Source organism: Pseudomonas sp. SWI44 (genome assembly GCF_002947915.1).
In the GTDB taxonomy this organism is placed as follows: domain Bacteria; phylum Pseudomonadota; class Gammaproteobacteria; order Pseudomonadales; family Pseudomonadaceae; genus Aquipseudomonas; species Aquipseudomonas taiwanensis.
Window position 1 is genome coordinate 3,749,616 of record NZ_CP026674.1, and the last position, 24,150, is coordinate 3,773,765.

General features: G+C 62.3%; 25 protein-coding genes and 1 pseudogene. 17 read left to right on the forward strand and 9 right to left on the reverse strand.

The window, feature by feature from the left end; translation table 11 throughout:
• Positions 1–17 precede the first annotated feature (17 nt).
• From C4Q26_RS17620 to C4Q26_RS17630, 3 genes and pseudogenes are all read right to left on the reverse strand, one after another.
• Positions 18–1,700 (reverse strand): ShlB/FhaC/HecB family hemolysin secretion/activation protein, encoded by a 1,683-nt coding sequence (locus C4Q26_RS17620; RefSeq protein ID WP_104883360.1) that lies wholly within the window; start codon positions 1,698–1,700, stop codon positions 18–20.
• A 159-nt stretch (positions 1,701–1,859) separates the two neighbouring features.
• A pseudogene (locus tag C4Q26_RS17625) lies at positions 1,860–2,279 on the reverse strand (murein L,D-transpeptidase family protein); the annotation flags it as partial.
• Positions 2,280–2,434: 155 nt separating this feature from the next.
• Positions 2,435–2,986 (reverse strand): NUDIX hydrolase, encoded by a 552-nt coding sequence (locus tag C4Q26_RS17630; RefSeq protein WP_027906552.1) that lies wholly within the window; start codon positions 2,984–2,986, stop codon positions 2,435–2,437.
• 125 nt (positions 2,987–3,111) lie between these two features.
• On the opposite strand from C4Q26_RS17630, the gene C4Q26_RS17635 reads away from it, so the two are divergent.
• The 5 genes from C4Q26_RS17635 (at position 3,112) to purT (ending at position 6,307) form a co-directional block, all read left to right on the forward strand.
• Positions 3,112–3,711, forward strand: a complete 600-nt coding sequence (locus C4Q26_RS17635) for a CoA pyrophosphatase (RefSeq protein ID WP_023382050.1) — start codon at positions 3,112–3,114, stop codon at positions 3,709–3,711.
• 43 nt (positions 3,712–3,754) lie between these two features.
• A complete protein-coding gene (locus C4Q26_RS17640) occupies positions 3,755–4,279 on the forward strand; it encodes a gamma carbonic anhydrase family protein (protein ID WP_023382049.1) in 525 nt (174 codons plus the stop codon).
• A complete protein-coding gene (locus C4Q26_RS17645) occupies positions 4,272–4,478 on the forward strand; it encodes a DUF1289 domain-containing protein (protein ID WP_023382048.1) in 207 nt (68 codons plus the stop codon). The genes C4Q26_RS17640 and C4Q26_RS17645 overlap by 8 nt, the downstream gene beginning before the upstream one ends.
• Positions 4,479–4,580: 102 nt before the next feature.
• The gene (locus tag C4Q26_RS17650; protein ID WP_023382047.1) at positions 4,581–5,048 is read left to right on the forward strand and encodes a VUT family protein; all 468 of its coding nucleotides are present in this window, start codon (positions 4,581–4,583) and stop codon (positions 5,046–5,048) included.
• 77 nt (positions 5,049–5,125) lie between these two features.
• Positions 5,126–6,307, forward strand: coding sequence for a formate-dependent phosphoribosylglycinamide formyltransferase (gene purT / locus C4Q26_RS17655; protein ID WP_104881337.1), 1,182 nt, complete (start codon positions 5,126–5,128; stop codon positions 6,305–6,307).
• A 110-nt stretch (positions 6,308–6,417) separates the two neighbouring features.
• Here the strand turns inward: purT and C4Q26_RS17660 are convergent, their stop codons facing one another.
• The 3 genes from C4Q26_RS17660 to C4Q26_RS17670 form a co-directional block, all read right to left on the reverse strand.
• Positions 6,418–7,719: an MFS transporter gene (locus tag C4Q26_RS17660; RefSeq protein WP_023382045.1), complete on the reverse strand. Its 1,302-nt coding sequence runs from the start codon at positions 7,717–7,719 to the stop codon at positions 6,418–6,420.
• A gap of 277 nt (positions 7,720–7,996) precedes the next feature.
• Positions 7,997–9,199 (reverse strand): transporter associated domain-containing protein, encoded by a 1,203-nt coding sequence (locus tag C4Q26_RS17665; protein WP_104883361.1) that lies wholly within the window; start codon positions 9,197–9,199, stop codon positions 7,997–7,999.
• Positions 9,200–9,208: 9 nt separating this feature from the next.
• A complete protein-coding gene (locus C4Q26_RS17670) occupies positions 9,209–10,018 on the reverse strand; it encodes an inner membrane protein YpjD (RefSeq protein ID WP_023382043.1) in 810 nt (269 codons plus the stop codon).
• Positions 10,019–10,306: 288 nt separating this feature from the next.
• Between C4Q26_RS17670 and ffh the strand changes: the two genes are divergently transcribed.
• From ffh to C4Q26_RS17700, 6 genes are all read left to right on the forward strand, one after another.
• Positions 10,307–11,683: a signal recognition particle protein gene (gene ffh, locus C4Q26_RS17675; protein ID WP_023382042.1), complete on the forward strand. Its 1,377-nt coding sequence runs from the start codon at positions 10,307–10,309 to the stop codon at positions 11,681–11,683.
• Between the two features lie 233 nt (positions 11,684–11,916).
• Positions 11,917–12,168: a 30S ribosomal protein S16 gene (gene rpsP, locus C4Q26_RS17680; RefSeq protein WP_023382041.1), complete on the forward strand. Its 252-nt coding sequence runs from the start codon at positions 11,917–11,919 to the stop codon at positions 12,166–12,168.
• A gap of 5 nt (positions 12,169–12,173) precedes the next feature.
• Positions 12,174–12,710 carry a ribosome maturation factor RimM gene (gene rimM / locus C4Q26_RS17685; RefSeq protein WP_023382040.1) on the forward strand — a complete coding sequence of 179 codons (537 nt, stop codon included), beginning with the start codon at positions 12,174–12,176 and terminating at the stop codon, positions 12,708–12,710.
• 3 nt (positions 12,711–12,713) lie between these two features.
• Positions 12,714–13,466: a tRNA (guanosine(37)-N1)-methyltransferase TrmD gene (trmD, locus tag C4Q26_RS17690; RefSeq protein ID WP_008094486.1), complete on the forward strand. Its 753-nt coding sequence runs from the start codon at positions 12,714–12,716 to the stop codon at positions 13,464–13,466.
• A 42-nt stretch (positions 13,467–13,508) separates the two neighbouring features.
• Positions 13,509–13,859 (forward strand): 50S ribosomal protein L19, encoded by a 351-nt coding sequence (gene rplS / locus C4Q26_RS17695; protein ID WP_023382039.1) that lies wholly within the window; start codon positions 13,509–13,511, stop codon positions 13,857–13,859.
• 97 nt (positions 13,860–13,956) lie between these two features.
• Positions 13,957–14,364, forward strand: a complete 408-nt coding sequence (locus C4Q26_RS17700) for an acyl-CoA thioesterase (protein ID WP_023382038.1) — start codon at positions 13,957–13,959, stop codon at positions 14,362–14,364.
• A 2-nt stretch (positions 14,365–14,366) separates the two neighbouring features.
• Here the strand turns inward: C4Q26_RS17700 and C4Q26_RS17705 are convergent, their stop codons facing one another.
• Entirely contained in the window at positions 14,367–16,172 is a 1,806-nt protein-coding gene (locus tag C4Q26_RS17705) for a sodium:proton antiporter (RefSeq protein WP_104883362.1), read from the reverse strand.
• 68 nt (positions 16,173–16,240) lie between these two features.
• On the opposite strand from C4Q26_RS17705, the gene xerD reads away from it, so the two are divergent.
• The 6 genes from xerD to C4Q26_RS17735 all read left to right on the forward strand — a co-directional run bounded on the left by xerD (position 16,241) and on the right by C4Q26_RS17735 (position 21,850).
• On the forward strand, positions 16,241–17,137 hold the full coding sequence (xerD, locus tag C4Q26_RS17710; protein WP_023382036.1) for a site-specific tyrosine recombinase XerD: 897 nt from the start codon (positions 16,241–16,243) through the stop codon (positions 17,135–17,137).
• 153 nt (positions 17,138–17,290) lie between these two features.
• Complete coding sequence (locus C4Q26_RS17715) at positions 17,291–18,052, forward strand: thioredoxin fold domain-containing protein (RefSeq protein ID WP_023382035.1); 762 nt, start codon at positions 17,291–17,293, stop codon at positions 18,050–18,052.
• An 82-nt stretch (positions 18,053–18,134) separates the two neighbouring features.
• Positions 18,135–19,439: a homoserine dehydrogenase gene (locus C4Q26_RS17720; RefSeq protein ID WP_023382034.1), complete on the forward strand. Its 1,305-nt coding sequence runs from the start codon at positions 18,135–18,137 to the stop codon at positions 19,437–19,439.
• Positions 19,440–19,498: 59 nt separating this feature from the next.
• Positions 19,499–20,908, forward strand: a complete 1,410-nt coding sequence (gene thrC / locus C4Q26_RS17725; protein ID WP_023382033.1) for a threonine synthase — start codon at positions 19,499–19,501, stop codon at positions 20,906–20,908.
• Positions 20,909–21,084: 176 nt separating this feature from the next.
• Complete coding sequence (locus C4Q26_RS17730) at positions 21,085–21,489, forward strand: histidine kinase (RefSeq protein WP_104883363.1); 405 nt, start codon at positions 21,085–21,087, stop codon at positions 21,487–21,489.
• Positions 21,490–21,568: 79 nt separating this feature from the next.
• A complete protein-coding gene (locus tag C4Q26_RS17735; RefSeq protein ID WP_104883364.1) occupies positions 21,569–21,850 on the forward strand; it encodes a DUF3509 domain-containing protein in 282 nt (93 codons plus the stop codon).
• Between the two features lie 129 nt (positions 21,851–21,979).
• On the opposite strand, the gene C4Q26_RS17740 is transcribed toward C4Q26_RS17735, so the two are convergent.
• Entirely contained in the window at positions 21,980–22,855 is an 876-nt protein-coding gene (locus tag C4Q26_RS17740; RefSeq protein WP_104883365.1) for a TIGR02285 family protein, read from the reverse strand.
• Positions 22,856–22,872: 17 nt separating this feature from the next.
• Positions 22,873–24,072, reverse strand: coding sequence for a CaiB/BaiF CoA-transferase family protein (locus C4Q26_RS17745; RefSeq protein WP_023382029.1), 1,200 nt, complete (start codon positions 24,070–24,072; stop codon positions 22,873–22,875).
• Positions 24,073–24,150 lie beyond the last annotated feature (78 nt).

The following is a 24,150-nucleotide window of genomic DNA, read 5'->3' on the forward strand; positions in this document are numbered from 1 at the left end:
CTCTTTTTGTGGGTGAATCAGATGTTCAGGGACCACTCCAGCACCCAGAAGCCGCGCTCCAGACCGGAACGGGGCAAATCGCTGGCATACAGGGCATGTTGGTAGTCCAGGCGCAGGCGGCTGCTGGGCAGGCTCAGTTCCATGCCCACCGCTGCTCCCGCCAGGCGGTGCCAGGGGGAATCCCCGGCAAGCTGCACCCAGCCAAGGTCCAGGCCGAGGTAGGGGCGCACCTGCACCGGCCCGGTCCAGTCCATTGGCAGCACCTGGCTCAGGGTGTTGCGCCACAGGGCCGCATTGGCGCCGGCGTGGGTGGCCTGGCGGAATCCGCGCACGGCCGAGTCATCGCTGAGCAGGCGTTGTTCGACGGCGGGTAGCACGTCGTCGCTCCATTGCAGGGCCAGCTCGCTGTGCCAGCGCCATGGCCGGTGCGCGGGGCCTTGGCGCAAATGGAACAGGCTGGCGCTGTACTTGCGAAAATCCGGGCGAGGCGCATCGGCGCGCAGAGCCGATCGGTCCGCGCCGAACCAGTCCACGCCTTGGCTCATGCCCAGGTAGGCGTTCCACAAGCCATGGTCGAGCCAGAGCAGGTTGACGCCCGCTTCGAGCGTCGTGAGGGTGGGGCTCTGGAAGGCCAGTACCGCGTTGTTGCTCCGGTTGATCAGCTGCTTGCGGTTCAGTCGGCCGCTGACACTGAGCATGCCGCGCTGGTCGCGCCAGAGCGTGCGCTCGAGGTTCAGCCCTTGATAGCTGCTGCGACCACTGGTGGTGTGCGGACTATGGGGAATGGGCGCGCCATAGCGCAGTTCGCTGGCGTTGAGGGCGAAGGTCCATGGACCGTAGGGAATGCTGTAGTGCAGGTTGATGCCCTGGCTCTGGCCCGGCGCATCGACGACGGTCGAGACCCGTGACAGGCGCAGGTCGTCATTCAGGCCCAGCGGGCTGTCCAGGCCAAGGCTTAGGCTCAGGCGGTGGCGGCCGGTGAGCGCGCTGCCGCGGTTGTCGAAGTGGCTGTCCAGATGCCAGCGTGAAGCCACTTTGTGCGGCACGACGTGTACGCGGGTCCCACCGGGAATCTGACCAGGCAATAGGTCGATACCCAGTTCGTAGGCACGCAAGCGGTTGAGTTGGTCCAGCCCTTGTTCCAGATCGGGAAGGTACAGGGGGCGCCCCAGGACGTCTGGAAATGCGCCGCGCAGCGACAGTGGCAGTTCGGCCCCGGCGAATTCGATGGACTCGACGAAGCCTTCGATGACGACGATGGCGAGCGGTTCGCCATCGTGGGGGGCTTGTTGCAGGTAAGCGCGACTGGTGGGGTAGCCGGCCTGGACATAGAGCTGGGTGATGGCTTTGAGCAACCGGTTGATGCTGGCGATGCCCATGCATGCGGGGACCAGTGGTCGTACCGTGGTTTCCAGCAGTTGCGGCGCCAGTAGCTGGCTGCCGGCCAGCCGTACGCCGGAGGTTTTCCAGCAGTGGCCGTCACTCGGCTGGTCGGGGGAGGTGACTTCGGTGCTGTCAGGCGTCCAGGGGCGTTGCCAGCGTTGCAGACGTTGCTGGTGTTCCAGCTGTCGCAACGCGCGCTGCTGATCGCGCAGTTGCTGGCTGGCGGGGTCGTCGGCCAGGGCCTGGGCCATGGTCAGTGCGCCGGCGATCAGCCAGGCAAAGATGAGGATGAGAAAGTGGCGTGATGGGTACTGCATCGAACAACCCCGCAAGGTCAGTACCGTTCAGGTACCGGTATGCGGGGATTCTAAAAATGCAGCGCAGGGCCTGGATGCGATCCCGTGCCTAGGCGGGCGTAGGCACGGAGTGGAAATACCGTGCGAAGCTTCCTACAGCTCAAATTGAAATGTAGGACCTTAGGGGCGAATCTCGATCAATGTTCCGTCCTTGACCAGGTCCCAGACTTCGCGCATGTCGTTGTTGCGCATGGCGATGCAGCCATCGGTCCAGTCCAGGGTGTGGAAGTACCACTCCGGGTACTCGTCGTTGATCGGCGTGCCATGGATCATGATCATGCTGCCGGCACTGATGCCCTCGCGGGTGGCGCGGGCGGCGTCGCTGATGTTGGGGTAGGAGATGTGCATGGCCAGGTTGAAGCGGTCGCTTTGCTTGCGCCAGTCGAGCCAGTACAGCCCCTCGGGGGTCTTCTTGTCCCCTTCGCGTTCCTTGGGGCCCTTGGGCTGCTTGCCCAGCGAAATGCGGTAGGTCTTGAGCGGTTCGCCACGGCTGATCAGCTGTAGGCGGCGCTCGGACTTGATCACCAGCACCTTGTCGATCAGCGGTTGCATGGCGGTCTGGGAGGGCGAAGGCGCCTGCGCGGGCGGTTGCGGCTTGCGGATGATGACCTCGGTGTAGGCCGCCTGGGTCACCGACGTAATGCAAAGGCAGAAAAGGGCGAACAACCAGCGCATGAAGCGGTATCCCTGAAAACTTAAGTGGTAGACGTGACGTTCATCGGTGGCAGGTATTCATGGCCAACGGGGAAGGCCTGCCCGATGCGGTCGCGATAATAGCATTCTAGTGTGCGAGTGACGGTGCGGAAAGCCAGCTCGTCCCACGGGATCTCGTCTTCTTCGAACAGTCGCACTTCAAGGCTCTCTATGCCCACATCGAAGTCGAGGTCGAGCAGTTCGGCGCGGAAGAACACATGCACCTGGTTGATGTGCGGCAGGTCGAACAATTGGTAGAGACTCATCGAACCGACCTGGGCACAGGCTTCCTCGACGGTTTCGCGACGGGCGGCCTGGTCGAGGGTCTCGCCGTTCTCCATGAAGCCGCCGGGCAAGGTCCAGAAGCCACGGCGCGGTTCAATGGCGCGCCGGCATAGTAGCACCTGGCTACCCCAGGTAGGCAGTACACCGGCGACGATGTTGGGGTTCTGGTAATGAATGGTCTGGCAATGTTCGCAGACATACCGCTGGCGGCTGTCGCCATCGGGTACCCGCTGAATGACCGGTTGGCCGCACGCGCTGCAGAATTTCATGCTGTTCTTCCCTTGTGATCGACCTATCTTGGCGCGCCAGGCGGGGTGCTCGCAAGCTCACGGGGCTTGGGTGCTTCGCGGCTTTGGTGCATCATGCTCGAAGGCCTTGGAAACGAGAGTGCGCAATGCTGGACGAGCTTCTTCGCCGAATGAGCAACCATGAACCTGCATCATTGGAAACCGACCGACGTTTCCCAGAAGCGGCGGTGCTTTTGCCCATTACCCGTAGCGAAGAACCCGAGCTGGTCCTGACTTTGCGTGCCAAGGGGTTGTCGACCCACGGTGGCGAAGTCGCCTTCCCTGGCGGGCGTCGCGACCCGGATGACCCTGACCTGGTGTTCACCGCGTTGCGTGAGGCCGAAGAAGAAATCGGCCTGCCGCCTGGGCTGGTCGAGGTGATTGGACCGCTCAGTCCGCTGATCTCGTTGCATGGCTTGAAAGTAACGCCATTCGTCGGTTTGATCCCGGATTACGTCGAATACCGCGCCAATGATGCCGAGATCGCGGCAGTATTCACCGTGCCGCTGGCTTTCTTCCGCCAGGACCCTCGCGACCACACCCATCGCATCGATTACCAGGGCCGAAGCTGGTACGTGCCCAGCTACCGCTACGGCGAGTACAAGATCTGGGGATTGTCCGCGATCATGATCGTCGAGCTGGTCAACCTGTTGTTCGATGCCGGTATCAGCTTGCATGAGCCCCCCGAGCGCTACATCGAAAACTGAGCGGGATACACCCGCCATCTGCCTTGAGCCATGAGGAGCCAACATGAAATACCGCCTCGGCGACCTGCGGGTCGAGAGTCATCCCACCAGCTGGGCTGCGCCCAATGCCACGCTGATCGGCAAAGTGCGTCTGCAGGCCCGTGCCAGCGTATGGTTTGGCGCGGTGCTTCGGGGCGATAACGAGTTGATCGACATTGGCGAGGACAGCAATGTCCAGGACGGCACCGTGATGCACACTGACAAGGGCATTCCGTTGAGCCTGGGCAAGGGTGTGACTGTCGGGCACAACGCGATGCTGCACGGCTGCACGGTCGGCGATTACAGCCTGGTCGGTATCAATGCGGTGATTCTCAATGGGGCACGCATCGGCAAGCATTGCATCATCGGCGCCAATGCGCTGATACCCGAAGGCAAGGAAATTCCCGACGGTTCGTTGGTGATGGGCTCGCCGGGCAAGGTGGTACGTGAGCTCACCGAGCAGCAGAAGCGCATGCTCGAAGCCAGCGCTGCCCACTATGTACACAATGCCGAGCGTTATGCGCGGGAGCTGGTGATCGACGATGAGTGAAGTGGTAGCGACCGAGCGCCCGGTTGCCTCGCCGTGCGTGAGCATCTGTGCGTTGGATGAACAGGATATCTGCACCGGCTGCCAGCGCACCGTGGCGGAAATTGGCCGTTGGGGGCGCATGAGCAATGACGAGCGCCGGGCGGTGTTGAAGCTTTGCCATGAGCGGGCGGTGGCTTCTGGCCTGATCATGGGGCAGTGATGGGGGTGTTGCCTTTGAAGGGGCGGCGTGCCTGTGGCAGCGGGTTTACCCGCGAAGAAGGCGGCGCTAATCTGTCAGGCTTGCCCTAAGATCTCCCCCACCATGTTCTATCTCATCGCCTACATCAGCAGCGTAGTGCTGATCAACTACGCCTTCTCCAGTGCACCGCACCTGGACGTTATCTGGTCCGCCTGGGGTGGGCTGGTATTCATCCTGCGCGACATGGTGCAGACCCGTTTCGGCCACGGCGCCCTGGTTGCCATGCTGGTGGCGCTGGTGCTGTCGTACGTCACGTCGGAACCGGCCATCGCGTTGGCCAGCGCCACCGCGTTCTTCGTCTCCGAACTGATCGACTGGCTGGTGTTCAGCATCACTCGCAGGCCGCTGCGTGATCGACTGTGGTTGAGCTCGGCGCTGAGCATCCCGGTCGATACCTTCATCTTCTTCGGCATGATCGGGGCAATGACCCCAGTGGTCATCGGTACCGCGATGGCTTCCAAGTTTGCCGGAGTCACCGCGGTGTGGCTGGCCATGGCATTTCGTGCCCGACGGGCCGCCGTGGCTGGTTGATGGTGTAGAATAGCGGTCCTTTTTTCAGCGGGCAGCGCACAGCCTGGCGCGGCCCCGGACGCCTTCGAGGACCTGAAATGACCTGTATCGGAACCCCATTGTCGCCCACCGCGACCCGAGTACTGCTCTGCGGCTGCGGCGAGTTGGGCAAGGAAGTGGTGATCGAGCTGCAGCGCCTGGGCGTCGAAGTGATCGCCGTGGACCGTTATGCCAATGCACCGGCCATGCAGGTGGCGCACCGCAGCCACGTGGTCAACATGCTCGACGGCGTTGCCCTGCGTGCGGTGATCGAGGCCGAGAAGCCGCACTACATCGTTCCGGAGATCGAAGCCATCGCCACCGCGACCCTGGTCGAGCTGGAAAACGAAGGTTTCAATGTGGTGCCCACCGCCCGCGCCACGCAGCTGACCATGAACCGTGAAGGCATCCGCCGCCTGGCCGCCGAAGAGCTCGACCTGCCGACCTCGCCCTACCATTTCGCCGATACCTTTGAAGACTACGCCAAGGCCGTCGCCGACTTGGGCTACCCTTGCGTGGTCAAGCCGGTCATGAGCTCGTCGGGCAAGGGCCAAAGCCTGCTGCGTAGCGATGCCGACCTGCAGAAGGCCTGGGATTACGCCCAGGAAGGCGGACGTGCCGGCAAGGGCCGGGTCATTATTGAAGGCTTCATCGACTTTGATTACGAAATCACCCTGCTGACCGTGCGCCACGTCGGTGGCACCACTTACCTCGAACCGGTGGGGCATCGTCAGGAGAAGGGTGACTACCAGGAATCCTGGCAGCCTCAGGTGATGAGCCCGAAGGCGCTGGCCGAGTCGCAGCGTGTGGCCAAGGCCGTCACCGATGCACTGGGCGGCCGCGGCCTGTTCGGCGTTGAGCTGTTCGTCAAAGGCGACCAGGTGTGGTTCAGCGAAGTGTCGCCACGCCCGCACGACACTGGCCTGGTGACCCTGATTTCCCAGGACCTTTCGCAGTTCGCCCTGCATGCCCGCGCCATCCTGGGCCTGCCGATTCCGGTGGTGCGTCAGTTTGGCCCGTCGGCCTCGGCGGTGATCCTGCCTGAAGGGAAGTCGCAGCAGACCAGCTTCGCCAACCTAGGCGCCGCGCTGAGCGAGCCAGACACCGCGATCCGCCTGTTCGGCAAGCCGGAAATCAACGGCCAGCGCCGCATGGGCGTATGCCTGGCGCGTGACGAGTCGATCGAAGCGGCCCGTGCCAAGGCGACCCGCGCTGCGCAGGCGGTTCAGGTCGAGTTCTGATCCTGAAGGGGCCGCTTTGCGGCCCATCGTCAGCAAGCCGGCTCCTACAGGTACAGCCTTGACGTGTAGGCGCTGGCTTGCCGGCGATCAGGCTGTGAAGGCCGTGATGTTCAAAGCGCAGTATCGCGTGTCTCTTTCAGGCACAGCACGGCAATCAAGCTGATCACCGCCGCCACCGACACGTACCCACCCACCCAGCTCAACCCGCCCATGCTCACCAGTTTCTGGGCGAAGAACGGTGCCGCCGAGGCGCCAACGATACCGCCCAGGTTGTACGCCGCCGACGCGCCGGTGTAACGCACGTGAGTCGGGAACAGCTCTGGCAGCAATGCGCCCATCGGGGCGAACGTCACGCCCATCAGGAACAGCTCGATGGCCAGGAACAACGCCACGCCGGTGGTCGAGCCCGAGGTCAGCAGCGGTTCCATGGCAAAGCCCGACGCCACCGCCAGCAGGCCGCCGACGATCAGTACCGGTTTGCGCCCGTAACGGTCGCTGAGCCAGGCCGACAGCGGCGTGGCCAGGGCCATGAAGACCACGGCGAAGCACAGCATGCCAAGGAAGCTCTCGCGGCTGTAGCCCAGGGTCGAAACGCCGTAGCTGAGCGAGAACACCGTGGAGATGTAGAACAGCGCATAGCACACCACCATGGCCGCGGCGCCCAGCAGGGTTGGCAACCAGTACCTGGCGAACAGATCCACCACTGGCATCTTGACCCGCTCATGACGGGCGACGGCCTTGGCGAACACTGGGCTTTCCTCCAGCTTCAGGCGTACATACAGGCCGACCAGCACCAGTGCAGCGCTAAGCAGGAAGGGAATGCGCCAACCCCAGTCACGGAATTGCTCGTCGCTGAGCACCAGCGCCAGTGTCAGGAACAAGCCATTGGCCGCGAGAAAACCGATCGAAGGGCCCAGTTGCGGGAACATGCCGAACCAGGCGCGTTTGCCCTCTGGTGCGTTCTCGGTGGCCAGCAGTGCTGCGCCACCCCATTCCCCGCCCAGGCCAAGGCCCTGGCCAAAGCGCAGCAGGCACAGCAGGATCGGGGCCCAGACGCCGATGCTGTCATAGCCCGGCAGTACGCCAATCAGTGTCGTGGACACGCCCATCAGCAGCAGCGAGGCCACCAGGGTCGACTTGCGTCCGATGCGGTCACCGAAGTGGCCGAACAGTGCCGAACCCAGCGGGCGGGCGAGGAACGCGATACCGAAGGTCAGAAACGCCGCCAGCATCTGTGCGGTGCCGGAGCCGGACGGGAAGAACACCGGGCCGATCACCAGCGCGGCGGCGGTGGCGTAGACATAGAAATCGTAGAACTCGATGGCGGTGCCAATGAAACTGGCGGTGGCGACCCGAGCCGGGGAATTGACCGGGGCGGCTGGCGCTTCGGCGTAAGTGCTGCTGGTTGTCATTAAGTAGGTCCCTAACAGTCTGGTCTTGCTCCACGGGCTTGGCCCACGATCGCGCGCACTCGAAACGACAGGCAGGCACGGTCTCGCGGACGCCGGAAGCGTATTGTTGTGATCGCTCGACTGACGGCAGCCCAAGGGGGATAGGGGCGGGAGCGGGCACTGTTCGGGGTGTTGAAGCAGGACCGCGGGGCGTGTCAGTGAAGCGGACTGGCCGTATGGCGCCGGGTGCGGGTAGCAGGCGTAACGGCGGGGCTGGGTAAGCGTGACCCGAGTATAGCTATCGGGTCACGGTCCACACCAGTACCTTGCTGGCGCAATTGTCCTCTGTTTCGAGGATCTCCAGGCGATAGCGGCCGATCTTCAGGCAAACGGCGCTTTCCGGGATGCTTTCCAGGGCTTCGGTCACCAGCCCGTTGAGGGTCTTCGGGCCGCCGTCGCAGGGTAGGTGCCAGCCCAGGCTGCGGTTGATTTCTCGCAACGAGGCCGCGCCTTCGATGACGAATCGACCATCGGCCTGGGGGTGTACGTGGGGGTTGTCCAGGCTGTGTTCGTCCTCGAATTCGCCGACGATCTCTTCGAGAATGTCTTCGAGGGTGACGATGCCCAGCACTTCACCATACTCGTCCACCACCACGCCCAGGCGTCGTTGCTGCTTGTGGAAGTTCAGCAATTGCAGCTGCAGCGGCGTGCTTTCTGGAACGAAGTACGGCTCGTAGCAGGCGCTGTGCAGTTTCTCCAGGGTCAGTTCGGCCTTGGGTAGCAGGTGGCTGATCAGCTTGGTGTTGAGGATGGCCTCAACCTGGTTGATATCGCTGTGGTAGACCGGCAGGCGGGTGTGACGGCTGACGATCAGTTGTTCGATGATGCGTTCGATCGGGTCGTCGAGGTTGATGCCGTCCACCTCGTTGCGCGGCACCAGAATGTCGTTGACAGTGATCTTGTCCAGCGATTGCAGGCCATCGAGCAAGCCGTGGGATGTTTCCGGCAGTTCGTCCTCATCGAAGTCCTGGCTTTCCTGAGAGTGGAGGGCCACGGCGGTGGGTTGCACACGGAATGGGCGCAGGATGAGTTTGGCGCAACCATCGAGCAGCAAGGCGAGCGGCTGCAGCAAGGTGAGCGGGAGCTTGAGCAGGCTGGTACCGAGGGTGGCAAAGGCTTGTGGGTTGCGTCTGGCGAGCCGCCGGGGCAGGAATTCGGCGAACACCAGCAGTGCCGCGGACGCTGCCAGGCCGGCCAACCAGAAACCGTGCTCGCCGTTGTAGCGTTGGCCCATCAGGCATGCCAAGCCCAGCACCAGCAACTTGCCCAGGCTGGCGCACAGCACCAGGGCTTGGCCCGGCAGGGCGGAATGGCCATCATCGCCCTGGCGCAGCGTGCCGTTGAGCAGCACGCGGGCAGTCTCCACGGCGGTGAACAGCGCCGACCACAGTAGCGCCAGTGCCAAGGTGCCGAGTAGCGGGGCGTACGGCAGGGAGTCCATGGGCAGTCGTCAGATGTGCAGGATGAATTCGCGAACCAGCTTGCTGCCGAAGTAGGCCAGCATCAGCAGGCAGAAACCGGCCAGGGTCCAGCGGATCGCCTTGTGGCCACGCCAGCCCAGGCGGGTACGGCCCCACAGCAGCACGCTGAACACCACCCAGGCGACGCAGGCCAGCAAGGTCTTGTGCACCAGGTGTTGGGCAAACAGGTTCTCGAGGAACAGCCAGCCCGAGATCAGCGACAGCGACAGCAGCCCCCAGCCTGCCCAGAGGAAGCCGAACAGCAGGCTTTCCATGGTTTGCAGTGGCGGGAAGTTGCGGATCAGCCCGGACGGATGCTTGTGCTTGAGCTGGCGGTCCTGCAGCAGGAGCAGCAAGGACTGGAACACCGCGATGGTGAACAGGCCGTAGGCCAGGATCGACAGCAGGATATGCGCCAGGATGCCCGGTTCCTCGTCGATCAACGGCACGGTGCCGGGAGGGGCGAACTGGGCCAGCAATGCGGTGACTGCGCCTAGCGGGAACAGCAACACCAGCAGGTTCTCTACCGGAATGCGCAGGCACGCCAGCAGGGTCAGGGCAATCACGGCCACGGCGATCAGGCTGGCGGCGCTGAAGAAGTCGAGGCTCAAGCCCAACGGTGTGATCAGTTGGAAGTAGAGGGCGCCGCCCTGGGCAGCCACGGCGAGAGCACCGAGCAAACCGAGCAGCCGCTTGTCGGCTTTGCGGCCCTGCGCCAGGTGCAAGCTCTGATAAATGGTCGCTGCTATATAAAGGCCGGCGGCGATCAGGTTGGGGATGAGGCTGGGTGAGGAGAACATAAGTCCTGGTTGGCGAGCCTTAAAGAGACGGAGTTTGGCATAGAACGCGTTGCGCAAGGAAGACTGGGCCGACCCGGTCGGCCGTTTCGCTGGCACATCTGTCCTGTGGGTGCAGGTTTGCCCGCGAAAGGATCGGCTGCAGCACCGAATATCCAGAGGGTCAGCGCCAAGGTGTGCGCCGCCGCCGCACTTCGCTATAATCGCCGCCTTGCTGTGTCCGGGGTGTGTGCGTTTCCCCCCCAGGACGCCTGACAAACCTCGGCTTTTACTGGGCCTGAAAGGATCACCATGTTCGAAAACCTGACCGACCGCCTGTCACAGACGCTGCGCCATGTTACCGGCAAGGCCAAGCTGACCGAAGACAACATCAAGGACACGTTGCGCGAAGTGCGCATGGCCCTTCTCGAGGCCGACGTTGCCCTGCCGGTGGTCAAGGATTTCGTCAACAGCGTCAAGGAGCGTGCGGTCGGCACCGAGGTGTCGCGCAGCCTGACCCCAGGCCAGGCGTTCGTCAAGATCGTCCAGGCCGAGCTGGAAAGCCTGATGGGCGCGGCCAACGAAGACCTCGCGCTCAATGCCGCGCCACCTGCCGTGGTGCTGATGGCCGGTCTGCAGGGTGCGGGTAAGACCACCACCGCCGGCAAGCTGGCGCGCTTCCTCAAGGAACGCAAGAAAAAGAGCGTGATGGTGGTCTCGGCCGACGTTTACCGCCCGGCGGCGATCAAGCAGCTGGAGACCCTGGCCAACGACATCGGCGTGACCTTCTTCCCGTCCGACATCAGCCAGAAGCCGGTCGCCATCGCCGAAGCGGCGATCCGCGAGGCCAAGCTCAAGTTCATCGACGTAGTCATCGTCGACACCGCCGGCCGTCTGCACATCGACGCCGACATGATGGACGAGATCAAGGCGCTGCACGCTGCGGTCAAGCCGATCGAGACCCTGTTCGTGGTCGATGCCATGACCGGTCAGGACGCGGCCAATACCGCCAAGGCCTTTGGCGAAGCCCTGCCGCTGACCGGCGTGGTGCTGACCAAGGTCGACGGTGATGCCCGTGGCGGTGCCGCACTGTCGGTCCGTGCCATCACCGGCAAGCCGATCAAGTTCATCGGCATGGGCGAGAAGACCGAGGCCCTCGAGCCATTCCACCCAGACCGCGTCGCTTCGCGCATCCTCGGCATGGGCGATGTGCTCAGCCTGATCGAGCAGGCCGAGCAGAACATCGACAAGGCCAAGGCCGACAAGCTGGCCAAGAAGCTCAAGAAGGGCAAAGGCTTCGACCTTGAAGACTTCCGCGACCAGCTGCAGCAGATGAAGAACATGGGCGGCCTGGGCGGCCTCATGGACAAGCTGCCGAGCATCGGTGGTGTCAACATGGCGCAGATGGGCAACGCCCAGGGCGCGGCCGAGAAGCAGTTCAAGCAGATGGAAGCGATCATCAACTCCATGACGCCGGCCGAGCGCCGTGATCCGGAGCTGATCAGCGGCTCGCGCAAGCGCCGTATCGCGCTGGGTTCCGGCACTCAGGTGCAGGATGTCGGCCGGCTGATCAAGCAGCACAAGCAAATGCAGAAGATGATGAAGAAATTCTCCGCCAAGGGCGGCATGGCCAAGATGATGCGCGGCCTTGGTGGAATGCTGCCAGGCGGCGGCATGCCGAAACTGTAAAACCTATTCGGACGCTCGCCTTTGACAAGGCAGGCGTCCAGAACCCCGCTGCGGCGGGATAATGGCCGTGAAATTCGCGGCTCAACCGGCAGATCTGGACGGTGAGGTGAGGCCTTGCCGAAAAAGGCATTTGCAAATGTCCGTGTATTCCCCGAGAATATGCGGCCTTTTGGGCACCCGTGTGCCCATTTGGCATTCAGATTTGCAGCACCGACTATAGGAACGATGTTCACATGGTAACCATCCGTCTTGCCCGTGGCGGCTCCAAGAAGCGCCCTTTCTACCACCTGACCGTGACCAACTCGCGTAACGCCCGTGACGGCCGTTTCGTTGAGCGCGTTGGCTTCTTCAACCCGATCGCTTCGGGCGCTGAAGTCAAGCTGTCGGTCAACCAGGAACGCGTCAACTACTGGCTGAGCCAGGGCGCGCAGCCGTCTGAGCGTGTTGCTCAGCTGCTGAAGGACGCTGCCAAGGCCGCTGCCTAAGTAATATGAACGCGACGCCAGAAAAGGCTGACGACCTCATCGTCGTTGGCAAGATTTTTTCGGTTCACGGCGTTCGCGGCGAGGTGAAGGTGTACTCCTTTACCGATCCGATTGAAAACCTGTTGGATTATCGGCGCTGGACGCTTCGGCACGAAGGCACTGTAAAGCAGGTCGAACTGGTCAACGGTCGTGGCTCCCAAAAGGGCCTGGTCGTGAAACTGAAAGGCCTCGATGATCGCGATGAAGCCCGTCTTCTGAGCGGTTACGAAATCTGCATTCCGCGGAGCCTTTTGCCCAACCTGGCTGCTGACGAGTACTACTGGTACCAGTTGGTGGGTCTGAAGGTCATCAACCAGGACGAACAGCTGTTCGGCAAGGTCGATCACCTGTTGGAGACCGGTGCGAACGATGTAATGGTGGTCAAGCCCTGCGCAGGCAGCCTGGATGATCGCGAGCGTTTGTTGCCCTATACGGCGCAATGCGTGCTCAACGTCGACCTCGAAGCAGGCGTGATGCGGGTCGAGTGGGACGCGGACTTCTAATCGATGGGTAACCTTCGCGTAGACGTCATCACGTTGTTCCCCGAGATGTTTTCGGCCATCACGGAGTACGGCATTACCAGCCGCGCGGTGAAACAGGGGTTGCTTCAGGTGACTTGCTGGAACCCGCGGGACTACACCACAGATCGTCACCACACGGTGGATGATCGGCCGTTTGGCGGTGGTCCGGGCATGGTGATGAAAATCAAGCCTCTGGAAGACGCCTTGGTTAGCGCCAGGCAAGCGACCGGAGCATCGGCAAAGGTGATCTACCTTTCGCCGCAAGGCCGCAAGCTGACTCAGCAAGCGGTCAAAGGCCTGGCCGAACAGGAATCGTTGATCCTGATCGCCGGTCGTTATGAAGGCATCGACGAGCGTTTTATCGAGGCTCATGTCGATGAGGAGTGGTCGATTGGTGACTATGTGCTTTCCGGTGGCGAGCTGCCGGCCATGGTACTGATCGATGCGGTTACACGACTGCTGCCCGGAGCTTTAGGGCATGTGGACTCGGCGGAGGAAGACTCCTTCACCGACGGTCTGCTCGATTGCCCGCACTACACCCGACCTGAGGTGTATGCGGATCAGCGTGTTCCCGACGTGTTGCTAAGTGGCAACCATGCACATATCCGGCGTTGGCGGATGAAGCAGTCCCTTGGTAGGACCTTCGAACGACGCGCCGATCTTCTGGAAAGTCGCTCGCTTTCTGGAGAAGAGAAGAAGCTGCTCGAGGAATATCTCCGCGAGCGGGACGATAGTTAACGTATCGATGGTGGATCGAGTTATCCATCTTAGGAGCACAGCATGACCAACAAGATCATTCAGCAGCTCGAAGCCGAGCAGATGAACAAGGAAATCCCAACCTTCGCACCAGGCGACACCATTGTCGTCCAGGTTAAAGTGAAGGAAGGTGAGCGTTCCCGTCTGCAGGCGTTCGAAGGCGTCGTTATCGCCAAGCGTAACCGCGGTCTGAACAGCGCCTTCACCGTGCGCAAGATCTCCAGCGGCGTTGGCGTAGAGCGTACCTTCCAGACCTACAGCCCACAGATCGACAGCCTGGCCGTGAAACGTCGTGGTGACGTGCGTAAAGCCAAGCTGTACTACCTGCGCGACCTGTCCGGCAAAGCCGCTCGCATCAAAGAAAAACTGTCCTGAGTGCAGTTTTCCGGGTGGCCAAGGCCACCCAGCGAGAACAAAAAAGCAGCCTTCGGGCTGCTTTTTTGCGTTTTGAAACCCTTGCGATGTATCAGCCATGACGACCCGAGACCAGGAAATCCTGCGCCGCACCGAACTGTCGGTGACCCGCGTGACCAAAGCCGTTTTCCCCAATACCACCAACCACCACAACACCCTGTTCGGCGGCACTGCGCTGGCCTGGATGGACGAAGTGTCGTTCATTGCCGCCACGCGTTTCTGTCGCTTGCCGTTGGTGACCGTTTCCACTGATCGGATCGATTTCAAGCACCCGATTCCAGCTGGCTCGATCGTCGAGCTGGTCGGGACGGTGATCAAGGTCGGCAATACCAGCCTGCAGGTGCAGGTCGATGTATTCGTCGAGAACATGTACCTCGATGGCCGTGAGCGCGCAATCCATGGCGTGTTCAGCTTCGTCGCCATCGATGAGGACAAACGTCCGGTGCCAGTGTTGCCAGAGGCCTGAGTTCATTGGGCCGGAGCAGGCTCGATCAACGCCACCAAGGTCCACCCTGGTTGCGGCGCGAGCGAGTTGTCCGGGCTGGCCACATGGACCCAACCATGGTCGTCACGGGCGAACAGCAGGTGCGCACGCTCCCCATGCAGCGCCTGATAGTCTTCCCAGTCGAATCCTTGGGTAAGGTGGGTGCTGTAGAGCTCTGCGCCCTGATGCAGGCGGTTGGCCAGTTGCAGGTAGGTCATTGGGCTCGCACCCAGTAAATGCCCGCGATGCTCCTCGGCGGCCCGATGTTTGTCGCTTCGCTGTTTTTCCAGTCCGCTGGCGAGCACGAACAGGCGGCTATGGCCGAAATCATGGCGAAAGCGCGCACAGGCCAGGGTGTTGATCTCGCCAGCCGGCGACAGGCCAAGGAGATGGCCGAGACCGACCAGGTCCAGGTGCGCGTCGGCATGTTGCGAGGCCGGGTTGCCGAAATAGGTGGGCAGCCCGTCCATGCGTGCAGCACGGATGTTCTCCCAACTCGAATCGGTCAGCAGTACCCGGCAACCCAACTGTTGCAGGGCTTTGCCGATGGCGCGCGCCGGCTCGTTGGCGCCGACGATGAGGAAGCCGCTCGGTGCCGGCTCGGCAACCTTGAGCAGGCGCGCCAGGGGCCTGGCTGTGGCGCTTTGCAGCACCACCGTGCCGATGATCACGGCGAATGTCAGCGGTACCAGCAGCAAGGCATCCTGGTGCCCGGCTTCGTGCAGGCGGATGGCAAAAATCGCCGAAACCGCTGCGGCGACGATGCCTCGCGGGGCAATCCAGGCCAGGAGTGCGCGTTCGCGCCAGTTCAGTGGTGAGCCCAGGGTGGAGACGAGCACGTTCAACGGGCGTGCCAGCAATTGTATGACCAGCAGCAGGGCCCATACGGCAGGGCCGAGGGCCAGTAGCGCATGCAGGTCCAGGCGCGCAGCCAGCAGAATGAACAGTCCGGAAATCAGCAGTACGCTGAGGTTTTCCTTGAAGTGCAGGATCTGCCGGACATCCACGCCCGGCATGTTGGCCAGCCACATGCCCATCACCGTCACTGCCAGCAGCCCCGACTCGTGAACGATCTGGTTGGCGGCAATGAAGATGCCCAGCACGGCCGCCAGCGATGCCAGGTTATGCAGGTATTCCGGCAGCCACTGGGCGCGCATGATCTGGCCCAACAGCCAGCCTCCGGCGGCGCCGAGTGCACAACCGCAGAAGATCACCCCGGCGAAGGTCACCAGGCTCTGGCTCAGACCGTTACCCTCTGCGCTGGCAATGATGAAGCTGTACACCACCACTGCCAGCAGTGCACCAATCGGGTCGATGACGATACCTTCCCAGCGCAGGATGTTGGCGATGGTGGTGTTAGGCCGTACGACCCTGAGCATGGGCACGATGACCGTGGGGCCGGTGACCAGGGTCAGGGCCCCGAACAGAATCGCCAGAGGCCAGTCGAAACCCAGCAGCCAATGGGTCGCGACAGCGATCACTGCCCATGTGGTCAGCGCGCCGAGCGTCACCAACCGGTGCACCACGCTGCCGATCTCTCGCCACTGTGACAGGTGCAGGGTCAGGCTGCCCTCGAACAGAATCAGGGCCACCGCCAGCGAGACCAGCGGCATCAGCAACGATCCGAACAATGCCTGCGGGTCGAGCCAGCCCAACACCGGGCCTGCGAGAATGCCGCACAACAGAAGAAAGAGGATGGCCGGCAATTTCAGGCGCCAGGCCAGCCATTGGCAGGCGAGGGCGGCCGCTCCGATGCCACCGAAGCTCAGAAGGATTTGCTGTTCGCTCATGCGGGCTCCCTATGCCTGCGTTGTTATGAAAGACTAAGCGTCATTTCGTTCTTCGCCACCGAGTTTTCATGCCCGCTCTAGACCACCCACTGATCGACCAATTCCTCGACGCTCTGTGGCTTGAAAAAGGCCTGTCCGACAACACCCGCGTTTCCTATCGCAGTGACCTGGCCTTGTTCAACGGCTGGCTGCAGGAGCGTGGCGTAAGTCTGCCCGACGCCGGCCGCGACCTGATCCTCGATCATTTGGCATGGCGGTTCGACCAAGGCTACAAGCCGCGTTCCACCGCGCGATTTTTGTCTGGGCTGCGTGGCTTCTTTCGTTATCTGCTGCGAGAAAGGCGGGTGGGGGTCGACCCGACCCTGCTGGTAGAGATGCCCCAGTTAGGTCGTCCGTTGCCCAAATCGTTGTCCGAGGCCGACGTCGAGGCACTGCTCCTTGCGCCGGACCTTGGCGAAGCCATCGGTGAGCGCGACCGGGCCATGCTCGAAGTGCTGTATGCCTGTGGCTTGCGGGTAACCGAACTGGTCAGCCTGACGCTCGATCAGGTCAATCTGCGCCAGGGTGTTCTGCGGGTAATGGGCAAAGGCAGCAAGGAGCGTCTGGTGCCCATGGGCGAGGAGGCGGTGGTCTGGCTGGAGCGTTACCTGCGTCAAGGCCGCAGCGAACTGCTCAATGGCCGCCCCAGCGACGTGCTGTTTCCCAGCTTGCGCGGCGAGCAGATGACCCGGCAGACGTTCTGGCACCGCATCAAGCACCATGCCCGGGTTGCCGGCATCGACAAACCTCTTTCGCCCCACACTTTGCGCCACGCCTTCGCCACGCATCTGCTGAACCATGGCGCCGACTTACGTGTCGTGCAGATGCTGCTGGGCCACAGTGACCTGTCGACCACGCAGATCTACACCCATGTAGCCAAGGCGCGCCTGCAGCAACTGCACGCCCAGCATCACCCCCGTGGATGAATCATTTTCATGTTCCGCCGACCGGTACCCGTAGACCCATTCAGCACCCGTCTGATGTGGTAGGCTTGAGCGGTTTAGCACCAAGGGCCGCTTGGTTGCCGCGTTTTTGCGCGTACAACGTCCCCCGGCCCCGGTTCGCCTTCAGGAGTTCCCATGCGCTTGACCCAGATGTTCGCCGCCGCCGCCCTGGCGCTGGCCAGTACCTTTGCCGTCGCCGCGGCCACCGATGCCAATAGCGGCGCGGAGCAGGCTATTCGCAAGTCGTTGCAGAACCTCGAGCTGGAAGTTCCAGTGGAAAGCGTGGCCAGCAGCCCGGTCAGTGGCCTGTACGAGGTCAAACTGCAGGGTGGTCGCGTGCTGTATGCCAGTGCCGACGGCCAGTTCGTCATGCAGGGCTACCTGTTCCAGATCCAGGATGGCAAGCCGGTCAACCTGACCGAAAAGGCCGAACGCCTTGGTATCGCCAAGCTCATCAACGGCATTCCAGCCGCCGAGATGGTGGTTTATCCTGCCAAGGGCGAAACCAAGTCGCACATCACCGTGTTCACCGACACCACCTGCCCGTATTGCCACAAGCTTCACGCCGAAGTGCCTGAGCTGAACCGTCGCGGTATCGAAGTGCGCTATGTCGCCTTCCCGCGTCAGGGCCTCGGCTCGCCGGGCGATGAACAGTTGCAGGCGGTGTGGTGCTCCAGTGATCGCCGCGCGGCCCTGGACAAGATGATCGATGGCAAGGAAATCAAGGCCGCCAAGTGCACCAACCCGGTCAGCAAGCAGTTCCAGCTGGGGCAGTCGATCGGTGTCAATGGCACACCGGCGATCGTCCTGGAAAACGGCCAGGTGATTCCGGGCTACCAGCCCGCGCCGCAAGTGGCCAAGCTGGCCCTGGCTGGCCAGCAGCAGGCCGCCAAGTAATTCATTCAGTACGCCGTCGTCATGGGGTGACGGCATGTTTCACGGTCGGCGCAGGTGCCGGCCGTTCAATGGGGAGTTCACAGTGAAACCGGTCAAAGTAGGCATCTGTGGGTTGGGGACCGTCGGTGGCGGAACCTTCAATGTACTTCAGCGCAACGCCGAGGAGATTGCCCGCCGTGCCGGGCGCGGTATTGAAGTGGCACAGATCGCCATGCGCTCGCAGAACCCGAACTGCCAGATTACCGGTACCCCCATTACCGCTGATGTGTTCGACGTTGCGAGCAACCCGGAGATCGACATCGTCATCGAGCTGATCGGTGGCTACACCGTTGCCCGCGACCTGGTGCTCAAGGCCATCGAGAATGGCAAGCACGTGGTCACCGCCAACAAGGCGCTGATTGCCGTGCATGGCAACGAAATCTTCGCCAAGGCCCGCGAGAAAGGCGTCATCGTTGCCTTCGAAGCGGCGGTGGCCGGCGGCATCCCGGTGATCAAGGCCATTCGCGAAGGCCTCTCGGCCAACCGTATCAATTGGCTGGCCGGCATCATCAACGGCACCGGCAACTTCATCCTCACCGAAATGCGCGAGAAGGGCCGTGCCTTCCCCGACGTGCTGGCCGAAGCCCAGGCGCTGGGCTATGCCGAAGCCGACCCGACCTTCGACGTCGAAGGCATCGATGCTGCGCACAAACTGACCATTCTGGCGTCCATTGCCTTCGGTATCCCGCTGCAGTTCGACAAGGCCTATACCGAGGGCATCACCCAGCTGACCACCGCCGATGTGAACTACGCAGAGGCCCTTGGTTATCGCATCAAGCACCTGGGCGTTGCTCGCAGCACGCCAGCGGGCATCGAACTGCGCGTGCACCCGACGCTGATTCCGGCAGACCGGCTGATCGCCAACGTCAACGGTGTGATGAACGCCGTGATGGTCAACGGCGACGCTGCAGGGTCGACCCTGTACTACGGCGCTGGCGCCGGCATGGAACCGACCGCATCGTCGGTGGTGGCCGACCTGGTCGACGTGGTCCGCGCGATGACTTCCGACCCGGAGAACCGCGTGCCGCACCTGGCCTTCCAGCCAGACTCGCTGTCGGCTCACCCGATCCTGCCGATCGAAGCCTGTGAAAGCGCCTACTACCTGCGTATCCAGGCCAAGGACCACCCGGGCGTACTGGCCCAGGTTGCCAGCATTCTTTCCGAACGCGGCATCAACATCGAGTCGATCATGCAGAAGGAAGCCGAGGAGCAGGACGGCCTGGTACCGATGATTCTGCTGACCCACGGTGTGGTCGAGCAGCGCATCAACGACGCCATCGTCGCCCTGGAGGCCTTGCAGGACGTGGTCGGCAAGGTCGTGCGCATCCGCGTCGAACAGCTCAACTAACAAATACCGCCGTCGGGCCGCCAGCGCGGCCCGGGCCCCAGCACCGAAGGTTTGTACCCATGCGCTATATCAGCACCCGCGGCCAGGCACCGGCCCTGAACTTCGAAGACGTCCTGCTGGCGGGCCTTGCCAGCGATGGCGGCCTGTACGTACCGGAAAACCTGCCGCGCTTCACCCAGGAAGAAATCGCCTCCTGGGCTGGCCTGCCGTACCACGAATTGGCATTCCGCGTGATGCGTCCGTTCGTCGACGGCAGCATCGCCGATGCCGATTTCAAGAAGATCCTCGAGGAAACCTACGGCGAGTTCGCCCACGCCGCGGTAGCGCCGCTGCGTCAGCTCAACACCAATGAGTGGGTGATGGAGCTGTTCCACGGCCCGACCCTGGCGTTCAAGGATTTCGCCCTGCAATTGCTCGGTCGTCTGCTGGACCACGTACTGGCCAAGCGCGGCGAGCGTGTGGTGATCATCGGCGCCACCAGTGGTGACACCGGCTCCGCCGCTATCGAAGGCTGCCGTCGCTGCGACAACGTCGACATCTTCATCCTGCACCCGCACCAGCGTGTTTCGGAAGTCCAGCGTCGTCAGATGACCACCATCTTCGGCGACAACATCCACAACATCGCCATCGAAGGCAACTTCGACGACTGCCAGGAGATGGTCAAGGCCAGCTTCGCCGACCAGTCGTTCCTCAAAGGCACTCGTCTGGTCGCGGTCAACTCGATCAACTGGGCGCGCATCATGGCCCAGATCGTCTACTACTTCCACGCAGCACTGCAGCTGGGTGGCCCGGCTCGCTCGGTGGCATTCTCGGTACCGACCGGCAACTTCGGCGATATCTTCGCAGGCTACCTGGCCCGCAACATGGGCTTGCCGATCAGCCAGCTGGTGGTGGCCACCAACCGTAACGACATCCTGCACCGCTTCATGAGCGGCAACCAGTACGTCAAGGAAACCCTGCACGCGACCCTGTCGCCGTCGATGGACATCATGGTTTCTTCCAACTTCGAGCGCCTGCTTTTCGACCTGCACGGTCGCAACGGAGCAGCGATCGCCGAGTTGATGGCGAACTTCAAGCAAGGGGGTGGTTTCAGCGTCGAGCAAGACCGCTGGACCGAAGCGCGCAAGCTGTTCGATTCGCTGGCAGTGAACGACGAGCAGACCTGCCAGACCATCGCCGAGGTGTTCGCCACTACGGGTGAGGTGCTCGATCCGCACACCGCCATTGGCGTCAAGGCCGCCCGTGAGTGCCGTCGCAGCCTCGACACCCCGATGGTGGTGCTGGGTACCGCGCACCCGGTCAAGTTCCCGGAAGCGGTGGAAAAGGCGGGCGTTGGCAAGGCGCTGGAACTGCCGGCTCACCTGAGCGACCTGTTCAGCCGTGAGGAACGTTGCACGGTACTGGCCAACGACCTCAAGGCGGTCCAGGCCTTCGTCAGCCAGCACGGCAACCGCGGCAAGCCGCTGTAATCCCGGCAACCTGACAAACAGGCGCCTGCGACGTACTGCAGGCGCCTGCTTGCTGGCGATAGGTTGCGGCGCGCACTTATCGCTGACGAATTTTCCGAAACCCCTTTCAGATATCTCCTATATAAGGCGTTTGGTGTCCCGCCTAGAGTGACCGGTCCTCCCATCAGGAGCGGTTCATGCATCAGCCCCACGTCTTGCTCCACCAGCCACGCCCCTCTCACCAGATCCTCCTGCATCAGGCCTGTAATGCCGTGGGCGTTTTCAATGTGCGCGTCATTCCAACGCTCGATGACCTGTATGCGTGCCTGGCATGCGAGCAGGTCGCCGATGTGCTGGTCCTCGACCATGCCATTGCGCCTGAAAGCGGCATGGCCCTGCTGGAGCAGATCGCAAACAAGCGCTGCTTGCGCGCTTTGCTGTTCGTCGGCCAGGCGAACGAGGGCTGCCTGAACCTCGCCAACGAAGCCCGGCGGCGCGGTCTTTGGGTGTTGGCCGAGCTGCCTTGGCCGCTGCCAATGCCGCGCTGGCAACAGGCCTTGCAGCGTATTCAAACTGTCATCTCATCTACGCATGCTCATTGAAGCGAATGCTTCATGGCGAACTTTGCACCGTATTCGCAGGTCAGTTCCTTCATGTCCCACCACCCAGCGAGTGATCCGGATGGAAAGAATCTGCAAGCTGCTCAATGACGCACTTTCCCCTTATAAAACCCAACTCGGTGAAGCGCAGGCCAGCGGTAATCGCTTGCTGAGCGTGTACGACAGTCTTGGTAGCCTGACGCTCAGGCGCACCGTCAGTGTGCGCCAGTTGCAGGAACAACGCTTGTTGATCGACTTGGTGGATGGCCTGCACCGCGACCTGCAGATCGCAGAGGGTCGCTTGCAGCCCTCTGTGATAGCGGCACTGCAGCAACGGCCTGCAAGCCAGGGAACCTTTGCATGAAGGGGGTATCAGACACAGTAGGGCAGCCAGCCAGAACTTCGCTCCGGTGATGGCGGGGCTGTCACGGGAAGCCCATGAGGGCTTTCGATTGACCCCGGGCGTCTTCCCCAGCGCTCCGGGGTTTCTTTTTCATGGGGTGTGGAAAAAGTGGCGGCTCTGTTCCAGATAACTCTCACGTTGCTCGGGATCGAGCCAGTGCGAGTAATAGAGCGGCAGCGCGTCCTGACGAAGCGCCGGTAGCAACTGGTCGATATGCTCGACCACTTGGCGCCCCATCGGTGTGTCCGAGCAGCCTACGTGAAGGAACTGGAAGCGGTTCACACCCAAGATAGGGTAGAAGAGGTAGTCATCCGCCGAGCCCCCTTGTTGCCCTGTCAGGTAGTTGACCTCGTGCCGATACCCCAGCATCAGCTTCAATCGCCCTTTCTGCTGCATCTGCAGAAGACTGGCGGTAGCGTCGTTGCCGTAATGGCGGCTGAAGGCTTCGTCGGGCAACTGACGCAGTATCGCGTCGATCTGGGCGCTGTAGCTGCGCTCGGCGACAATGCCTAGTTTAAGCCGTGTGTCGGTGAGCAAGCGCTTGAGATCCACCTGCTGGTCATCCAAAAATGGTTCGACCACGTCGCGGTCTTGCTTGCGGACCAGCAGCCCACCGCTCAGCACGCCCAGGGATGGAATGGAGAAATGCACGAACTTTTCCCGCTCTGGCGTCCACAGTAGTGTCGGGTCGCACGTGAGGCTGCGCGGGTCCTGGAGCATCTGAATCCCGCGGGCTCGGTTAACCCGCACGATGTCATGTTCATACTCCGGCATCTGCGAGATCAACAGCGGCAGCAGTTGGTCGATGACACCCTGGCCTTTCTCTGTCCCTTCGAAAATGGTGAACGGCGGCAGGTCTCGCACCAGCCACAGCACGCGTTCCTTGGCCAGCGCCGGCCCAGTGGCCAGGGTAGCCAGCAGGCCAAGCAGGCCGGTCAGCCGACGTAGCAGGCCAGGTGCTGGCATGGGCGGGCGCGGCAGTATCAGACTGCGCCACTCTGGCGCAGGTTGGCGATGGCGGCAGCGTCATATCCCAAGCGCTCAAGCACGGCGTCGGTATGTTCTCCCAGTGCTGGGCCAACCCACTCGGCAGAACCGGGTGTTTCCGACAGCTTTGGCACGATGCCAGGCATCTTGAACGGCTTGCCGTCAGGCAGGCGAGCCTGGAGGAACATTTCGCGCGCCAGGTACTGTGGATCGTTGAACATGTCCTCGGCCGAGTAGATCCGGCTTGCCGGTACCTCGGCGCTGGTGAGTACCTGCATGACTTGCTCCAGCGTCAGGCTGTTGGCCCAGCGGTCGATCACCCCATATAGCTCGTCGCGCCGCAGGTCGCGGCCATCATTGGTGGCCAGGCTTGGGTCGTTGGCCAGGTCGTCGCGGCCGACGGCGTGCATGAAGCGTTTGAAGATCGCATCACCGTTGGCGCCGATCTGCACATGCTTGCCGTCGGCGGTGGTGTGGATGGAGGAGGGGGTGATGCCTGGCATGATGTTGCCGGTGCGTTCGCGGATAAAACCGAACACATCGAACTCCGGGACCATGCTTTCCATCATGGCGAAAATCGCCTCGTACAACGCCACGTCGACGACCTGGCCCTGGCCGCCATTGACTTCCCGATGGCGCAGAGCCATCAATGCCCCGATCACGCCCCACAGGGCGGCGATCGAGTCACCGATGGAAATCCCGGTGCGCACCGGCGGGCGGTCTTCGAAACCGGTGATGTAACGCAGCCCGCCCATCGACTCGCCAACCGCACCGAAACCGGGCTGATCTTTCATCGGGCCGGTCTGGCCGAAGCCGGACAGGCGCACCATCACCAGTTTCGGATTCAGAGCCTGCAGCACATCCCAGCCCAGGCCAAGTTTTTCCAGCACCCCTGGACGGAAGTTCTCGATGAGAATGTCGGCTTCGGCCAATAGCCGCTTGAGGACTTCGCGGCCTTCCGGGTGTTTGAGGTTAAGGGTCAGCGACTGCTTGTTGCGGGCCTGGACGAACCACCACAGCGAGGTGCCTTCGTAGAGTTTACGCCACTTGCGCAGTGGGTCGCCGCCGTCGGGGGACTCGACCTTGATCACCTCGGCGCCGAATTCGGCGCAGATGCGCGAGGCGAACGGGCCGGCGATGAGGGTGCCGAGTTCGATGACTTTCAGACCTGCGAGGGGTTTGCTGGGCGTAGGCATGTGGCATCCGTGGCGACTGGGCAGAGCGGTGGTTTTATCATAGGTCGCTGGCGGCAGAAACTGCTGCGCGGCAACGAC

Coding starts and splice junctions, on each gene's coding strand:
- C4Q26_RS17620 (WP_104883360.1), bottom strand. CDS start 1,700: ATGCAGTACCCATCACGCCACTTTCTCATCCTCATCTTTGCCTGGCTG.
- C4Q26_RS17630 (WP_027906552.1), bottom strand. CDS start 2,986: ATGAAATTCTGCAGCGCGTGCGGCCAACCGGTCATTCAGCGGGTACCC.
- C4Q26_RS17635 (WP_023382050.1), top strand. CDS start 3,112: ATGCTGGACGAGCTTCTTCGCCGAATGAGCAACCATGAACCTGCATCA.
- C4Q26_RS17640 (WP_023382049.1), top strand. CDS start 3,755: ATGAAATACCGCCTCGGCGACCTGCGGGTCGAGAGTCATCCCACCAGC.
- C4Q26_RS17645 (WP_023382048.1), top strand. CDS start 4,272: ATGAGTGAAGTGGTAGCGACCGAGCGCCCGGTTGCCTCGCCGTGCGTG.
- C4Q26_RS17650 (WP_023382047.1), top strand. CDS start 4,581: ATGTTCTATCTCATCGCCTACATCAGCAGCGTAGTGCTGATCAACTAC.
- purT (WP_104881337.1), top strand. CDS start 5,126: ATGACCTGTATCGGAACCCCATTGTCGCCCACCGCGACCCGAGTACTG.
- C4Q26_RS17660 (WP_023382045.1), bottom strand. CDS start 7,719: ATGACAACCAGCAGCACTTACGCCGAAGCGCCAGCCGCCCCGGTCAAT.
- C4Q26_RS17665 (WP_104883361.1), bottom strand. CDS start 9,199: ATGGACTCCCTGCCGTACGCCCCGCTACTCGGCACCTTGGCACTGGCG.
- C4Q26_RS17670 (WP_023382043.1), bottom strand. CDS start 10,018: ATGTTCTCCTCACCCAGCCTCATCCCCAACCTGATCGCCGCCGGCCTT.
- ffh (WP_023382042.1), top strand. CDS start 10,307: ATGTTCGAAAACCTGACCGACCGCCTGTCACAGACGCTGCGCCATGTT.
- rpsP (WP_023382041.1), top strand. CDS start 11,917: ATGGTAACCATCCGTCTTGCCCGTGGCGGCTCCAAGAAGCGCCCTTTC.
- rimM (WP_023382040.1), top strand. CDS start 12,174: ATGAACGCGACGCCAGAAAAGGCTGACGACCTCATCGTCGTTGGCAAG.
- trmD (WP_008094486.1), top strand. CDS start 12,714: ATGGGTAACCTTCGCGTAGACGTCATCACGTTGTTCCCCGAGATGTTT.
- rplS (WP_023382039.1), top strand. CDS start 13,509: ATGACCAACAAGATCATTCAGCAGCTCGAAGCCGAGCAGATGAACAAG.
- C4Q26_RS17700 (WP_023382038.1), top strand. CDS start 13,957: ATGACGACCCGAGACCAGGAAATCCTGCGCCGCACCGAACTGTCGGTG.
- C4Q26_RS17705 (WP_104883362.1), bottom strand. CDS start 16,172: ATGAGCGAACAGCAAATCCTTCTGAGCTTCGGTGGCATCGGAGCGGCC.
- xerD (WP_023382036.1), top strand. CDS start 16,241: ATGCCCGCTCTAGACCACCCACTGATCGACCAATTCCTCGACGCTCTG.
- C4Q26_RS17715 (WP_023382035.1), top strand. CDS start 17,291: ATGCGCTTGACCCAGATGTTCGCCGCCGCCGCCCTGGCGCTGGCCAGT.
- thrC (WP_023382033.1), top strand. CDS start 19,499: ATGCGCTATATCAGCACCCGCGGCCAGGCACCGGCCCTGAACTTCGAA.
- C4Q26_RS17730 (WP_104883363.1), top strand. CDS start 21,085: ATGCATCAGCCCCACGTCTTGCTCCACCAGCCACGCCCCTCTCACCAG.
- C4Q26_RS17735 (WP_104883364.1), top strand. CDS start 21,569: ATGGAAAGAATCTGCAAGCTGCTCAATGACGCACTTTCCCCTTATAAA.
- C4Q26_RS17740 (WP_104883365.1), bottom strand. CDS start 22,855: ATGCCAGCACCTGGCCTGCTACGTCGGCTGACCGGCCTGCTTGGCCTG.
- C4Q26_RS17745 (WP_023382029.1), bottom strand. CDS start 24,072: ATGCCTACGCCCAGCAAACCCCTCGCAGGTCTGAAAGTCATCGAACTC.